Origin of the sequence: Dinghuibacter sp. (assembly GCF_035492835.1) — a bacterium.
Taxonomy (GTDB): Bacteria; Bacteroidota; Bacteroidia; order Chitinophagales; family Chitinophagaceae; genus Dinghuibacter.
Window position 1 is genome coordinate 1 of the sequence record NZ_DATJIY010000159.1, and the last position, 13517, is coordinate 13517.

Sequence of the window (13517 nt, forward strand, 5' to 3'; positions counted from 1 at the left end):
TAGAGCTTTTTGTGGCCGATGGCCTCCTCGGGGAATCCGAAATCGGCGCCGCGACGGGTCTTGACTTCGACGATGTGGAGGATGGGGCCCTTGGCGGCGACCAGGTCGATTTCATAGTAAGAATGCCGCCAATTGACGGCCAGCACGTCAAAGCCGCGGGAGCGGTAATAGTCCGCGGCCAGGTTTTCGCCGTTTCGTCCGGTATCCAGGGCATCGTTCATCCGTCAAAATTAATCCTTAATTTTGCAGGAAACCCATCGTCAATCATGAAGAAATATAGTCGGCTCGTATGGATCTTTGTTGCGCTGCTCGTTGTGAGCGCGCTCTACCGGCTCATACCCAACCGTCCCTGGGGGTTTGCGCCCCAGATCGCGATTGCGATGTTTTCGGGCTCCATGGTCAAGGACAAGCGCTTGTCGTTTTTGCTGCCGCTGGGGTCGATGTTCCTTTCGGACCTGATCTTCCAGGTACTTTTTTCCATGGGCGTCGGCGCCACGCCCGGCTTCTATGACGGCCAGTGGATGAACTATATCCTTTTTACCGGGTTGACAGTGGTGGGCTGGTTCGTTTCCGAACGGAAGCCGCTCCAGATATTCATCGGGGCGCTTTTTGGCCCGGTGCTGTATTTCCTGGCGTCCAATTCCTCGACGTGGGCGGCGGGCCTCGGTTGGCACAGGCCGCATACCTGGGCGGGTTTTGCCCAGGCCATGGAGGATGGGGTGCCTTTCTTCAAAGGGAGCTTGTATGCTACGCTGATTTTTTCGGTGGTTCTTTATGGGGGGTACGCGCTCCTGACGCGGCGGCGGCAGGCGGTGGCGCATGCGCATGCGCGCGGCTGAAATTCAGTTCGGCATCGTCCTGGTTCTTAAATTTCTTATAGCTATTTTCCCGGACCTTCTCCGGGATTTCCAGGAGTTGGCCTATCAACTCTCTATATCAAATATTTCAGCAAGGTGCATGATCAGGGGGGAAGCGGAGGGTCAGACCTGGAACACGCCCACGCGCATGTGATCGGTGAGCGGGTTCTGGTTCGCGGCGGCGATACCCTCGGAGATGATCCCGCGGGTTGACAGCGGGTCGATGATGCCGTCTACCCAGAGGCGGGCGGCGGCGTAGTACGGGGTCGTTTGGGATTGGTAGCGTTGGGTGATTTTATCCAGGAGGGCCTTCTCTTCCGACGCTTCTATGACCTTACCCTCGGACTTCAGCGAGGCGACCTGGATCTGCAGGAGCGTTTTGGCGGCTTGTTCGCCGCCCATCACGGCGATGCGGGCGGTGGGCCAGGCATAGATCAGGCGGGGGTCATAGGCCTTGCCGCACATGGCGTAGTTGCCGGCGCCATAGGAGTTGCCGATGACGATGGTGAATTTGGGGACGATGGAGTTGGCTACGGCGTTGACCATTTTCGCGCCGTCCTTGATGATGCCTTCGTGCTCGCTCCGGCTGCCGACCATAAAGCCGGTGACGTCCTGGAGGAAGACGAGGGGTATTTTCTTTTGGTTACAGTTCAGGATAAAACGGGCGGCCTTGTCGGCGCTGTCATGGTAGATGACGCCGCCCATCTGGAGTTCCCCCTTGGCGGTCTTGACCATGGTGCGCTGGTTGGCGACGATGCCGACGGCCCAGCCGTCGATACGCGCGTACCCGCAAAGGAGGGTCTTGCCGTAGTCCTTCTTGAATTCGTCGAATCCGGATTTGTCGACGAGGCGTTCGATGACGGCGCGCATGTCGTAGGCTTTGGCACCGCCTTCGGGGAGGATGGTATATAGCTCAGTGGCGTCTTTGACGGGGGCTTCGGGCGTGGCGCGGTCAAACCCGGCGCTGGCGGGCGCTCCCAGGCGACTCATGATACGGCGGACCTCATCCAGGCAGGCCTCCTCGGTGGGAAACCTATAATCGGCTATGCCCGAGCGTTCGGTATGGGTAACGGCCCCGCCCAGGGTCTCGGCGTCTATGTCTTCGCCGATGGCGGCCTTGACGAGGTAGGGACCGGCCAGGAAGATCGAGCCCGCGCCCTCTACCATCAGCGTTTCGTCGCTCATGATGGGGAGGTAGGCGCCGCCGGCGACACAGGCGCCCATGACGGCGGCGATCTGCGTAATCCCCAGGGCGCTCATCCGGGCGTTGTTCCGGAAAATGCGGCCGAAGTGCTCCTTGTCGGGGAAAATTTCGTCCTGCATGGGGAGATAAACACCGGCGCTGTCCACCAGGTAGATAATGGGGAGGCGGTTTTCGAGGGCGATTTCCTGGAGACGGAGGTTTTTCTTGCCGGTGATGGGGAACCAGGCGCCGGCCTTTACGGTCTGGTCGTTGGCGACGACCACGCACTGCCGTCCGCTGACATAACCGATGCCACCCACGGTGCCACCGGCGGGGCAACCGCCCTCGGCGGGATACATGTCCCAACCGGCGAAGGCGCCGATCTCGGTAAAGGGTTTGTCCTTGTCGAGCAAATAGTCGAGGCGTTCCCGCGCCGTAAGCTTATTCTTTTCCTTCTGACGGGCGATGGCTTTGGCGCCGCCCCCCTTCCGGACCTGTTCGAAGTTCCGTTGAAGGGTATCCAGAGCCTGCCGCATGGCTGGCGAGTTAGTAGGATGATCCATATGTCAGGATAGCTCCGTGCAACAATCGTATAGTGTCTTGGCGATGATCTTGCATTCGTTGAAGGTAATTCCCTTTATGACATAGGAATGCGCCCCCAGGCGGATACATTCATCCCTTTCGATATTATTGAGGGAAGTGGAATAGATGATAACAGGTATGTGCCGGAACCGTTCGTCCTCTTTGAGGCGAAGCAGCGTTTGGGTCCCGTTCATCTTTGGCATATTCAGGTCGAGCACGATCAGCTCAGGGAGCGATCCGTCGGCGGCGCAGGCCTCCAACCAGGTGAGCGCGTTCTCCCCGTTCTCCACGAAATGCAGGACGTCCTTAACCCCGATTTCTTCGAACGCCTCCGCGATGATGAATTGATCCTCGCGGTCGTCGTCGGCTAGCAATATTTTTTTTTTCGGCTCCATCCAGGCAGTACCTATACCTATAAAGATAAGGGTATTCGGTCAAGCCGCACAAATATTAGTATTTAACAGACTTTTTGGCGTGGGAGGTGAGGTTGAAATTGCGCGCGATGTTGAATCCAAAGTAGATGCCGCCGTTACCCCAGCTGCTCGTGGTACCGGAGATGAACTGTGTGGGTACCATGCTCTGGGCATTGGTGAAAACGAGCTGGAATACGTGACCGCCGGTCTCCATTTCCCAGGCAAAGGACAGCGCATTGTACACCTTGGTGGAAACGACCTGGTTGGGGAATAGGTAGTTATACTCACCATCGAGGCTCATGCGTTTGGTGATCCTGACCCGGGCGCCGCCGCTCAGCGCGACCATGTCGTTCTTGTCCGCCACCGTGGGAACGAGGTTGTTCCGGATATAAGAGGGGACGAGCTCCAGCGAAAAGAATTTGAACTTCCGCGCCAGGATCAGCTGGGTTGCGTAGCCGGTGCGATAGTTGGCGTTGAGATAGGTTTCGTCCGGGAAGTTCTGGGTATAGTTGCTGATCGTTCCCATCAGGGTAACGGAGATGGGCATCCCACCGCCGCCGTCCTGCTGGCGCCACAGCTTGAACTTGGTGTAGCCATCGAAGGTTTTGAGATACGAGCTGCGACCGATGCCCACGGTCCACCAGTCGGTGATGCCGTAGTCGAGACCCAGCCGCAGGGTGGCATTGTCCAAGCCAAAGAACTGGTAGGCCCCGCTGTTGAGCTGGCCGAAACGGTGCTGGATCTCGAAATTGAGGGCGCCGGCGGCGATGGTTTCGTTGGTTTGGAGCTGGATCAGGTAGATGCCTTTGAAGGTGCCTGTAACTGGCATCGGCTTGGTGCTGTTAGTCAGCGAATCGCCGACCTGGCTCAGCAAGGTGGTGTCCTGCGCGACTACGGCGGACGCCAGGAAAAGGAGACCTATCATTAATGGGAAGCGCATAAGCATTATTTTTGATCGCATTGAATGTCTACGTGAACCTCCAGGGATTTTTCGATTTTTTCGCGGACCAGGGAGGGTATGCTGACGTTGAATTCTTCGGGTGAGATATGAAAGACAGCGTGACCGATGAGCTGGTTGCCCTTGCGCTCGATGGTGGCGGGCATCTCGACGGGTTTGGTCACCCCATGCATGGTGAGGTTACCCTTCACCGTTACATGGTAGACGCCGTCCCTGCCAGGCGCCAGGTCGCCGGCGAAAGAACCGTTGAAGGTCGCTTTGGGGTATTTGTCGCTCTCCATATAGTTTTCATTGAAGTGTTCCTGCATGAGCTCCTTGGGAAAGGTAAAACCCTTGATCAGGACGGCGAAGGCCAGGTTCTTCTTGCCCTCGTCGATGATGGCGAAGCCCTGGCGGGTCTCGGCCTTGATGTCTTCGGCGGGAGTCTTGGAATAGAATCCGACAAAACCGTTACGGGTCATGTACTGTTGTCCGTATCCTTTGACCAGGGTCAGGATGAGGCAGGCGGCTGCCAGCAATGTCTTTTTCATGTAGGTTTAGTTGTTGAGTGCTCCGTTTTTTACCCAGTCCACGATGGTGTTGATTTCGCAGCTCGGCAGCTTGGACCCGCCGTACGGCATGTCGACATAGCCGGGCGCCCAGGTGATGTTGCCGACCAGTTGTCCGTTGGTGGCGTAGGGTTTGATGTTGGCATAGCCTTCCAGGAGGATCCCGCCGCTGCCCGAGGTGTTCCCGTTCCCGTGGCAGCTGTAGCAGTTCGCCTGGAGGATGGGGACGACATCCGTTGCGTATTTCATACCCACGGTGTCACACGTTGCGCCACCGGACAATTCGTCCTGGCTGCCCTTTTTGCAGGAATAGGCGATGACAAGGGCCAGTACGACCAACAAAGCGATGCTCTTTCTCATAAATGTTATTGTTCGATTTGTTCTATGATGCAATCTACGAGGTTCACGTCCATCAGGTAACCGGTACAGCGGCCTTTGATGGTGACGATCGCGCTGCTGTCCGTTCCCGGCAGGGTCTGGCCGGGCGCCAGGCTACAGTTGATGCCGCCGGTCGCGGCGTCGCCACAGCTCAGCTGGAGACTGCCGCTCGTTTTGGCGCTGATCTTTCCCTTTACCTCCACGACCTTTCCGAGGTATTGGCCGTTGGCCTTGTTCTCGTCGGTTTGAAAGGCGGCGTAAAGGTTTTTTGCTTCCAGCCTGGCGCTGGCGGTTTCGCTGTTTACGCCCTGGTGGGGCTTGTTGTACAGGTACCAGCCCCAGCCGGCGCCCGCGGCCACAAGAACCAATACGACGATCCCCGCGATTAAAATATACTTCTTTCGCATCGTTTCAAATTTTCGTATGTTTTTGTCTAACGGAAGCTGTGGGTGATTCCCAGGTAAATTCCGGTACTGGTGATCGGCAAGCTGCCTATCCCCACGCCTTTCAGCGGTATCTTGAAATAGGGTTCGATCCGGACGTCTCCCACCTTACCCCAGTGCAGCGAGTAACCCACGCTGAGGTTCATGATCGACAGGAAGTTGTTCCCCGAATTCGAGTAAGAGGCGTTTTCGGGCCAGTAGCTCGAACCGCTCGATGCTTCGTACTTGTAGGCTTCCTTCTTCATCATATACGAAGAAAGCCCTGCTACGGCGTAGAAACTTCCATTTTTCAGGTACGCGAAATCCCAACGGAGGTTGACCGGTATCTCGAACATGCCGCAGGTGCCGTTCATCGAATTCACGTTCCAGCCCGCCGGGATGTCCGCTTTCTTCTTGTCGAAATACTCGCCGTCGGTGTAGTACGCCTTGTGGGCCCAATACAGACCGGTCTCCGCGCTCAGCCGGCGGTTGAAGCGGTAGCCGAGTACCACGCCGGCGGTGTAGCCGGGGTTGGTGATCTGCTGCCACTTGACGTTGCTGAGGTCGGGACCGGCGACGATGCCTGCGTAGAGGCCGTTCGTCGGGGTATATTTTACCGTCTTCTTCGCTTCCTGATGTGCGGGGCGGGCGAGGTCGTCGGGGTTCTTGTCGATGTCGGTGTTGCCATGCGTCGCAGCGACGTCGGGGCCGCCGGGGGTGAGCGCCAGGGAGGCGGCGTCGAAGGCGACGACGTCCGTAGGGGGTTGCGGTTGTGCGCTGCCGTTATCGAAGGCGGAGGCGTTGCCGTCGGCGCGATCGTTTTCAGCGGTGCGGCGGCCGGCGCGCCCATTGGCGACGACATCATCCATGCCGAAAGCGTGTGGGCGCCGCAGGGTTGCGGGCGGCGGGGTAGCGGACGGTGTGGTTGCGGAGGGCGTGGCCACGGTTTGCGCTGGCGCTGTCGATGGCGTAGACTCGGTCGATGCAGCGTGTTGCGCAGGCTTGGACGCGACAGCGGTCGCCTTTGACGGCGGCGTCGACGTTGTGGTATGGGTAGTGTAGCGGGTACAGATCCAGGCAAAGGGTACGATCAATAACATCAGCCACCACCACCGCCGGGACGTACGGGCGCCTGCGGGGGCCAGTGCGCTTTCATTATCAGATTTCACCTCCTGAAGCCGGCTCATCACCTTGTCCCAGTCAGCCCCGTCCGTCTTCAGGGGATACATTTCCCCCGCTTTCCGGAACAGTTCATCCATATGGTCCTCTGGTAAGTTCATGCTTCTAGTTGTTCACTCTTTTTTAAAAATTTTTGCAGGAGCAGCCGGGCCCGTGAGAGGTTCGATTTCGAAGTGCCCACGGAAATACCGAGCATGTCTGCTATCTCATAATGCGAATACCCATCGATGACGAAGAGGTTGAAAACCGCCCGGTAGGCCGGGGGGAGCTCTTTCACATAGGTTATCAATTCCTTATATACGACCTTTTGATCGGAATGTTGGGAATGATCGGCTACTTCCCACACATAATCGGGGAGACCGCCGATTTCGGGGATCATGTTGTTTTTCCGCAGCTCGTCGATGGCCGTGTTGATCATGATCCGCCTGATCCATCCCATCAACATCCTTTCGACGTGAACCGCGTCGGCGCATTTAAATTGGGCGAAGTGGGAGAAGAGCTTTACGTAACCGTCGTTGACGACGTCTACCGCTTTCTCGTAGCGATAAATGTACCGGAAGACGGTTTTCAGAGCATATCCATAATAATGCTCATATATCATCCGCTGATACTTATGCTCGCCTCTTTTGCAGCCTTCGATTATGTGATCTATTTCTTCCAAAGTGGTTTAGGGATAGCACCCGCAGTAAGATACGAGGGACGGTAGGCAAAAGTTGCGTCTCGGACCGATCTTTTTTCCAAATTATTGATAATCAGCCGCGCAACCGGGGCTCCAGGGGATACGTATCCTCTGTTATCATGTTGAATTTGCCCGGTAGGATGATAAAACGGACTATGGACCTGGGGCTGTCGACCCTCCTGATCCTGGGGGTGTTGTCCTGGCTTCTGCCGTTATTGGCGCTGTTGGCGAGGCTGGACTCGCCGGGTCCCGTTTTTTTCATACAAAAAAGAAGGAAGAAGGGAAATGCCTGGTTCTTTTGTATCAAGCTGAGAACCATGTATATAAATATGGAGGCGGACCGGCGCGTGGCGTTGATGTACGATGAGCGTATAACGCGGTTTGGCCACTGGCTCCGGCGTACCCACCTCGACGAGCTACCCCAGCTCTTTAATGTATGGTGGGGCGACATGTCCCTGGTCGGGCCCCGGCCGTATATGTTATCGGAGGACCAGCGCTATCGTGACATCCTGGCCGGATATGCCGCCAGGGCACGGGTCAAACCGGGCATCACCGGGCTTGCCCAGGCCTCGGGCCTGTTTGGAGGCACCCAAGACCTCGCCGATATGGAAAAACGGCTGTCGCTGGACCTCACCTATGTAGAACAATGGAGCCCCGTCCTGGACCTGCGGATCATGGCTTCAACGATTCGCTTTTTAAAACCGACCCCGCATGAGGCATAAGAAAACGACGCTGCTTATCCTGACCCCCGGTTTCCCTTCGTGTGAGGACGAAAGCGCCTGTTTGCCCGCCCAGCAGGTGATGGTAAGGGCGCTGAAGAAGAAATACCCTTTTGTACAGTTCGTCATCCTTACGTTCGAATACCCCTTCACGCGCGAGACCTACCGGTGGGGCGGCAACATAGTCTATCCCTTTGACAACCGCAACCGCGGCAGGCAGCACCGCTGGCTGATGTGGGGTCGCGTCTGGCGCCGGATGCGGCAGTTGCGTCGTGAAAATGACATTATCGGGGTTTTCAGCTTCTGGCATGGGGAGTGCGCGCTCGTTGGGAAGTATTTTGCCCTGCTTCACGGACTGAAGCACTTCAACTGGGTGCTGGGACAGGATGCACGGGAGGGCAACCGCTACGTGGCGTTTACGCGTCCCCGCGCCGAAGAGCTGCTCGCGATTTCGGAGTCGGTGGCGGACACCTTCCATATCCACCACTCGGTAAAGCCCCGGCATATTTTGCCCAACGGTATCGACCCGGCGCTATTCCCGTATACTTCCGTGGCCAAGGACATCGACGTCCTGGGCGCGGGCACGCTCAAACCGCTCAAGCGATATACGCTCTGGATGGAGATCGTCCGGTCGATGGCGGCCAGACGGCCGGGGCTTCGGGCCACGCTCGTTGGCAAAGGACCGGAAGCGGGACGACTAAAGCAGGTCATCCGCTCAGAGGGGTTGTCGGGCTCGGTCTCGCTGGCCGGCGAGCTTCCCCACCGCGACCTGTTGGGGCTCATGCAGCGTACAAAAGTGCTTTTGCACCCTTCTTCTTACGAAGGCTTTAGCACCGCCTGTCTGGAGGCATTGTACGCGGGCGCTCATGTTATCAGTTTTACCTATCCCACGAGTACGCCCATCGACCACTGGCACCGGGTCTATAGCCCGGAGGAAATGGAAGCCAAGGCGCTGGAGCTTTTGAACGATCCGCATACGGATTACAGCCCGGTGCATCCGTTCCTGATGGAGGACAACGCAGAGAAGGTGATGCGGTTGTTCGGGGTGGCGCCGCCGGTGGTGTATGCCCTGGGCGCGCACACCGCGGAGCCTAGCCGATGAGCCGCTGCGCCATCGCCAGTACTTTTTCCGGGGTATGTTGCGTCAGACAGCGATTGTCGCCAAAGCGACAGTTTTCCTGCATACAAGGATAGCAATCGAAAGGCTTGCCGTCGAGGTAGGCGGCCTTTGGCCCCAGGGGCTGCGCCCAGTCGCTGCGGGATGCGCCGAAGAGCGCTATCGTGGGAACGCCGGAGACCCAGGACATATGCATGAGACCGGAATCCTCTGAAAGGGTCAGCCGAATTTTTTGCATCAGGACGAAGGCTTGGGCGGGCGTGGTTTGTCCGACCAGGTTGATGGTCCCTTCAACGGCGACGGCGATACTTGCCGCTTGCGGCGCCATGCGGGCGATACCCAGCAGGAGGAAGCGGGTATCGGGGTACCGGCGCTTGAATTTTCGGGCGAATTCGATATAATATTCCGTTGGCCAGTGGCGGGACGGGAAAGCGCCGCCGGGGTTGAGAAGTACGAGCGGCTCGCCGTTCCAGCCGTTGCGTCGTAGCAGCGCCGTCGTATCCAGGTCGGATTTGTGCACGAGCTTTGTGCTCGGCGGGTTGAAGGGTAGACCGGCGGCTTCGATAGTGAGACGCGTCCGCTCTCCGGCGGGGCGGGTGGATTTTTTATCGAACTGGGACCAGGCTTTGGGACATAGGAATCTCCTGGTTAGGCGGCTGATCTCGCTGTTTTGGACGTCGAGGATGAGGTCGTAGCGGCGCAGGAGCAGGCGGGGCAACAGCGCTATCGCGAGGGCCAGCTGGAGCTTGAAACGGCGGCCGCCGCCGATGACAAAGACCTTGTCGAAGAGGTTGAGGTTTTTTGGAAGGCTTGCCGATTCCGCGCGGACGAGGAAGTCGAATGTTGCTCCCTCGGGGAGTTGTTCGCGGACTTTCTGAAGATAGGGTAAGGAGATCACGACATCGCCCATGGCCTGGAGGCGGATGGCGAGGACGCGGCGGGGCGGGGTCGGGCTTGTCCAGGGTTGGCTCTCTATTTTCATTTTGGGTCTTTGAAGGGGAAAATTGCTTGCGGGTCATAGGCGCGTATTTCGCGGGCGATTTTGGGAAGGTCGCCGGGGACGTATTTGTTGCTGTCGCCCAGGCGCACATGGCTCCAGCCTTCGAAGGAGTGGCCGAGGTTCTCGAGCGGGCGCTTCCAGCGTTCGTCGACAAGACGGATGCGGCCTTGATTTACGACGAGCTCGATGGCTTCGGGGTCGAGGGCGAAGAAGGCGTCCCATCCGGAGGCAGCGCGCGCGATCGTATAATCCGCCCCGGTGGGCAGTCCCCATATGCGGGCGGCATTCGTCGTGAGCGCGTCGAAGAGGTTTGCGTCGGGGATCAGGGCGGTTTCGCGGGCGGTGCGGAGGTGTTCCCAGAAATCCCAGGAGCCGGTGAGCGTGGAGTCAGTGCCGAAGAGGAGCGTGGTTTGAATACGGTCTACACGGGCGGTTTGACCGTACAGGAAAATATTGGAGCCGGGGCACCAGACGAGGGCGCGGAATTTTTCGGACTGCCCTGGGGTCATGGCTATACCGTGGACACCCACCAGGGGGCGGTGGAAGAGGTTCCACCGGGTCAGACGGTCGATTTCCCGGTGCGAGGCCTGGTCGGCACCTTCGCCGGTGTGGATGACGCAGGGGCGTTTTTGGGGATTATTGAGTCTGAGTCTCCAGAGCGGCTCCAATTGGACGGAATGGATCGACTGGCAGTTTTTGAAGACGCTGTCGTCGTGTATGGGCATCGGCGGCCCATGGTGAACCACGGTGGTGACGCCGGCCAGGAGGTTCTTGTAGACGCCCCAGGCGGCGCGGAGTCGCAGGGGTATGCGGAGTACGCGGTCGATGTCGGGTTTGTAGTGGGCGTGGATACGCTGGCCCCAGGCGACGTAGTTGGGGTAGCGCTCGGCGCCCAACGCGGGGAAAGAGTTGAACTCGAGGTGGTCGTGGGAGTTGACGAGGCCGGGGAAAACGAGGGCGCCGGCAAGGTCCAGGGCCCGGTGCGGCGGGGCGGCTCCGAGGCGGATGGGCGCGTGGGCGGCGCCGGCGGGCGTGCGGAGGTTTTCCAAAATTATCATTATGATTAAATACGTGGGAGGGCGCCAGGAGGTTGCGCAACCTTTCGGGCGAACGGACGTATATAGTCTTTTCTGCCCACCTTTGTATGCGACATATTCTTTTTACCCATCCCTATTTTTTAGGGCTGGATTCAAAACAGGCGGAAGCCGGCCTGCCTTATCCTCCCCTGGGCACGCTGTATGCGGCCTCCCTGATGCGGGAGAAAGGGTATACCGTGTCCCTTTTCGACGCCATGTTCGCGCGGAACGCCTCCGAAATGTTACCGGAATTGGAGGCTAAACGTCAGGATTATTTCGTGGTGTATGCCGATGGTTTTAACTACCTCACCAAGATGTGTCTGACCAATATGCGGGACGAAACCCTCCGGATGATCCAGATCGCCCGCGACTGGGGATGTACCGTGATCGTTTCCAGCTCGGATTCGACGGACCACACGGAGCTGTACCTGGAACGGGGCGCGGACTATGTGATCAATGGGGAGGCGGAGCAAACGCTCGTCGAGCTGTTGGAGACGCTCGAGGCTGGCGGGGATGTCCGCTCCGTGCGTGGGATCGCGTTTATGGAGGAGGCTGGCGCCGGTGGGCCGGCGGCGGCCGGCTCGTTGGTGCTCACCGCGCCGCGGCCTGTGATGAAAGACTGGGAATACCTCCCCTACCCCGCATACGACCTCGTTGATATGGACAGGTACCGGCATTATTGGATGAAAAACGCGGGCTATTTCTCCCTCAACGTCGCCACGACGCGCGGGTGCCCTTTCCACTGCAACTGGTGCGCCAAGCCGATCTACGGGAACCGGTATACGGCCCGGTCGGCGGAGCACGTGGTCCGGCAGCTGGCGCGGATGAAACGGGAATATGACTTCGACCACGTTTGGTTCTGCGACGACATCTTCGGGCTGAAACCGGGCTGGGTCAAGGCTTTTGCGGATGCGGTCGAGCGCGAGGGATTGTCCTTTCGGTTCAAGATACAGTCGAGGGCGGACCTGCTGTTGTCGGAAGACCAGATCAGGGACCTGGCGCGCGCGGGTTGCGATAACGTGTGGATGGGGGCGGAAAGCGGCTCCCAAAAAATCCTGGATGCCATGGACAAAGGCACGACGATCGAGCAGATCGGGCACGCGACGCGGTTGCTGAAGGAGCACGGCGTCAAGCCCAGCTTTTTCATACAATTCGGATACCTGGGTGAAACGCAGGAGGATATCGCCCTGACCGTCGGAATGATCCGGCGGTTATTGCCGTATGAGATCGGTATTTCGGTATCCTACCCGCTCCCCGGCACCGGTTTTTACGAAAAGGTCAAGACCACGCTCGGGGATAAGGCCAACTGGACGGACTCGGACGACCTCGCCATGATGTTCGCGGGAGCGTACCCCGCGGCGTTTTACCGGCAGCTCTACCGGTACGTACACCGCGTACACCGGCAGTCGGTCGCCAGACACTACCTGTCGGAGCTGGGTCGTAAACCCCTGAGGGTTTCCATGTCCCGGTTGAAAAAAATGGCATCGATCTTGTACTATTTGCCCGCCGCCCGTCTGGCAAAATTAAAGTTGCAACACTTAGACCATTGAACGAAGCACTAACAGAAGCCGCCTTCTCCAAGCAATCGGCCATTTTCGACGCCTTGTATTCGGGGAATACCATCGTGCAATACAAGCGTGAGCGCGTTCGCCGTCACGTGTTGTCCTTTCTGGCGCCCGACAGCCAAATCCTGGAATTGAACTGCGGGACGGGGGAAGACGCGATCTTTTTCGCCCGGCTCGGTCACCACGTCCACGCTACCGACCTCAGCGGGGGCATGCTGGAGCAGCTGTCCCAGAAGGTGACCGCCCGCGGCCTCGACGGGCGGATTTCGCATGAGCTTTGCTCCTACACCGCATTGGATACCCTCCGTGAGCGGGGGCCCTTCGATCTTATCTTCTCCAATTTTGCGGGCCTCAACTGCACCGGCGACCTGCCCAAGGTGCTGGCTTCGTTTTCTCCCCTGTTGAAACCGGATGGCCTGGTGACCCTCGTCATCCTGCCCCCATTTTGTCTATGGGAGACATTGTTGGTTTTCAAGGGCAAGGTGCGCACGGCCTTCCGGCGCTGGTTCGCCGGCGGCGGCCGCAAGGCGCGGGTGGAAGGCTTTCCTTTCCGTTGCTGGTACTACTGGCCTTCTTCAGTGCGTCGGTCACTGGGGGCTTCATTCGAAGTACTGGACCTCGAAGGGCTTTGTACGTTAGTGCCGCCGTCCTATATCGAGGGTTTCGCGGAGAAGAGGCCCGGGCTTTACGACTACCTGCGGGGGCTCGAGGAGAAGCGCCGGCGGCGGTGGCCCTGGAGGGTTATCGGGGATTATTACATCATTACATTACAGAAGAAGTCCTGAGTCGGAAATTGGACTTTTCAACAAAGTCCCCTCCCTTTTTTCATCGGAAATTTGGT

At 58.3% G+C, this 13517-nt stretch carries 17 protein-coding genes; 5 read left to right on the plus strand and 12 right to left on the minus strand.

The window, feature by feature from the left end:
• Positions 1-221 (minus strand): YraN family protein (locus VL547_RS14370; protein WP_325578954.1); only part of this gene is annotated, 221 nt, incomplete at its 3' end.
• A 45-nt stretch (positions 222-266) separates the two neighbouring features.
• Between VL547_RS14370 and VL547_RS14375 the strand changes: the two genes are divergently transcribed.
• The gene (locus VL547_RS14375) at positions 267-839 is read left to right on the plus strand and encodes a DUF6580 family putative transport protein (RefSeq protein ID WP_325578956.1); all 573 of its coding nucleotides are present in this window, start codon (positions 267-269) and stop codon (positions 837-839) included.
• A 141-nt stretch (positions 840-980) separates the two neighbouring features.
• On the opposite strand, the gene VL547_RS14380 is transcribed toward VL547_RS14375, so the two are convergent.
• The 9 genes from VL547_RS14380 to VL547_RS14420 all read right to left on the minus strand — a co-directional run bounded on the left by VL547_RS14380 (position 981) and on the right by VL547_RS14420 (position 7461).
• Positions 981-2576 carry an acyl-CoA carboxylase subunit beta gene (locus tag VL547_RS14380; RefSeq protein WP_325578958.1) on the minus strand — a complete coding sequence of 532 codons (1596 nt, stop codon included), beginning with the start codon at positions 2574-2576 and terminating at the stop codon, positions 981-983.
• A gap of 30 nt (positions 2577-2606) precedes the next feature.
• Positions 2607-3017 carry a response regulator gene (locus VL547_RS14385; RefSeq protein WP_325578960.1) on the minus strand — a complete coding sequence of 137 codons (411 nt, stop codon included), beginning with the start codon at positions 3015-3017 and terminating at the stop codon, positions 2607-2609.
• Positions 3018-3072: 55 nt separating this feature from the next.
• Positions 3073-3975, minus strand: coding sequence for a DUF5777 family beta-barrel protein (locus VL547_RS14390; RefSeq protein WP_325578962.1), 903 nt, complete (start codon positions 3973-3975; stop codon positions 3073-3075).
• Between the two features lie 5 nt (positions 3976-3980).
• Positions 3981-4523: a YceI family protein gene (locus tag VL547_RS14395; RefSeq protein ID WP_325578964.1), complete on the minus strand. Its 543-nt coding sequence runs from the start codon at positions 4521-4523 to the stop codon at positions 3981-3983.
• 6 nt (positions 4524-4529) lie between these two features.
• Complete coding sequence (locus tag VL547_RS14400) at positions 4530-4901, minus strand: hypothetical protein (protein ID WP_325578966.1); 372 nt, start codon at positions 4899-4901, stop codon at positions 4530-4532.
• Positions 4902-4906: 5 nt separating this feature from the next.
• Positions 4907-5326, minus strand: coding sequence for an OB-fold protein (locus VL547_RS14405; protein WP_325578968.1), 420 nt, complete (start codon positions 5324-5326; stop codon positions 4907-4909).
• 26 nt (positions 5327-5352) lie between these two features.
• Positions 5353-6621, minus strand: a complete 1269-nt coding sequence (locus VL547_RS14410; protein WP_325578970.1) for an outer membrane beta-barrel protein — start codon at positions 6619-6621, stop codon at positions 5353-5355.
• Positions 6618-7181: a sigma-70 family RNA polymerase sigma factor gene (locus tag VL547_RS14415; protein ID WP_325578972.1), complete on the minus strand. Its 564-nt coding sequence runs from the start codon at positions 7179-7181 to the stop codon at positions 6618-6620. Before VL547_RS14415 ends, VL547_RS14410 begins: the two co-directional genes overlap by 4 nt.
• A gap of 91 nt (positions 7182-7272) precedes the next feature.
• Entirely contained in the window at positions 7273-7461 is a 189-nt protein-coding gene (locus VL547_RS14420) for a hypothetical protein (RefSeq protein ID WP_325579053.1), read from the minus strand.
• On the opposite strand from VL547_RS14420, the gene VL547_RS14425 reads away from it, so the two are divergent.
• Together VL547_RS14425 and VL547_RS14430 are read left to right on the plus strand one after the other, a co-directional pair.
• Positions 7391-7921, plus strand: a complete 531-nt coding sequence (locus VL547_RS14425) for a sugar transferase (protein WP_325579051.1) — start codon at positions 7391-7393, stop codon at positions 7919-7921. The genes VL547_RS14420 and VL547_RS14425 overlap by 71 nt on opposite strands.
• Positions 7911-9020 carry a glycosyltransferase gene (locus VL547_RS14430; RefSeq protein WP_325578974.1) on the plus strand — a complete coding sequence of 370 codons (1110 nt, stop codon included), beginning with the start codon at positions 7911-7913 and terminating at the stop codon, positions 9018-9020. The genes VL547_RS14425 and VL547_RS14430 overlap by 11 nt, the downstream gene beginning before the upstream one ends.
• Here the strand turns inward: VL547_RS14430 and VL547_RS14435 are convergent.
• Both VL547_RS14435 and VL547_RS14440 read right to left on the minus strand, forming a co-directional pair.
• Entirely contained in the window at positions 9010-10017 is a 1008-nt protein-coding gene (locus tag VL547_RS14435; RefSeq protein WP_325578976.1) for a glycosyltransferase family 9 protein, read from the minus strand. The genes VL547_RS14430 and VL547_RS14435 overlap by 11 nt on opposite strands.
• The gene (locus VL547_RS14440) at positions 10014-11093 is read right to left on the minus strand and encodes a hypothetical protein (RefSeq protein WP_325578979.1); all 1080 of its coding nucleotides are present in this window, start codon (positions 11091-11093) and stop codon (positions 10014-10016) included. Before VL547_RS14440 ends, VL547_RS14435 begins: the two co-directional genes overlap by 4 nt.
• 86 nt (positions 11094-11179) lie before the next feature.
• Here VL547_RS14440 and VL547_RS14445 point away from each other — a divergent pair, with 86 nt between their 5' ends.
• Both VL547_RS14445 and VL547_RS14450 read left to right on the plus strand, forming a co-directional pair.
• Positions 11180-12661 carry a radical SAM protein gene (locus tag VL547_RS14445; RefSeq protein ID WP_325578981.1) on the plus strand — a complete coding sequence of 494 codons (1482 nt, stop codon included), beginning with the start codon at positions 11180-11182 and terminating at the stop codon, positions 12659-12661.
• On the plus strand, positions 12658-13461 hold the full coding sequence (locus VL547_RS14450; protein WP_325578983.1) for a class I SAM-dependent methyltransferase: 804 nt from the start codon (positions 12658-12660) through the stop codon (positions 13459-13461). Before VL547_RS14445 ends, VL547_RS14450 begins: the two co-directional genes overlap by 4 nt.
• The last annotated feature ends 56 nt before the right edge of the window (positions 13462-13517 follow it).

Excerpts from the sequence above, each read along its gene's own strand:
- VL547_RS14430 (WP_325578974.1), top strand. The coding sequence starts at position 7,911 with ATGAGGCATAAGAAAACGACGCTGCTTATCCTGACCCCCGGTTTCCCT.
- VL547_RS14375 (WP_325578956.1), top strand. The coding sequence starts at position 267 with ATGAAGAAATATAGTCGGCTCGTATGGATCTTTGTTGCGCTGCTCGTT.
- VL547_RS14390 (WP_325578962.1), bottom strand. The coding sequence starts at position 3,975 with ATGCGCTTCCCATTAATGATAGGTCTCCTTTTCCTGGCGTCCGCCGTA.
- VL547_RS14445 (WP_325578981.1), top strand. The coding sequence starts at position 11,180 with ATGCGACATATTCTTTTTACCCATCCCTATTTTTTAGGGCTGGATTCA.
- VL547_RS14405 (WP_325578968.1), bottom strand. The coding sequence starts at position 5,326 with ATGCGAAAGAAGTATATTTTAATCGCGGGGATCGTCGTATTGGTTCTT.
- VL547_RS14400 (WP_325578966.1), bottom strand. The coding sequence starts at position 4,901 with ATGAGAAAGAGCATCGCTTTGTTGGTCGTACTGGCCCTTGTCATCGCC.
- VL547_RS14420 (WP_325579053.1), bottom strand. The coding sequence starts at position 7,461 with ATGAAAAAAACGGGACCCGGCGAGTCCAGCCTCGCCAACAGCGCCAAT.
- VL547_RS14440 (WP_325578979.1), bottom strand. The coding sequence starts at position 11,093 with ATGATAATTTTGGAAAACCTCCGCACGCCCGCCGGCGCCGCCCACGCG.
- VL547_RS14385 (WP_325578960.1), bottom strand. The coding sequence starts at position 3,017 with ATGGAGCCGAAAAAAAAAATATTGCTAGCCGACGACGACCGCGAGGAT.
- VL547_RS14395 (WP_325578964.1), bottom strand. The coding sequence starts at position 4,523 with ATGAAAAAGACATTGCTGGCAGCCGCCTGCCTCATCCTGACCCTGGTC.
- VL547_RS14435 (WP_325578976.1), bottom strand. The coding sequence starts at position 10,017 with ATGAAAATAGAGAGCCAACCCTGGACAAGCCCGACCCCGCCCCGCCGC.
- VL547_RS14410 (WP_325578970.1), bottom strand. The coding sequence starts at position 6,621 with ATGAACTTACCAGAGGACCATATGGATGAACTGTTCCGGAAAGCGGGG.
- VL547_RS14380 (WP_325578958.1), bottom strand. The coding sequence starts at position 2,576 with ATGCGGCAGGCTCTGGATACCCTTCAACGGAACTTCGAACAGGTCCGG.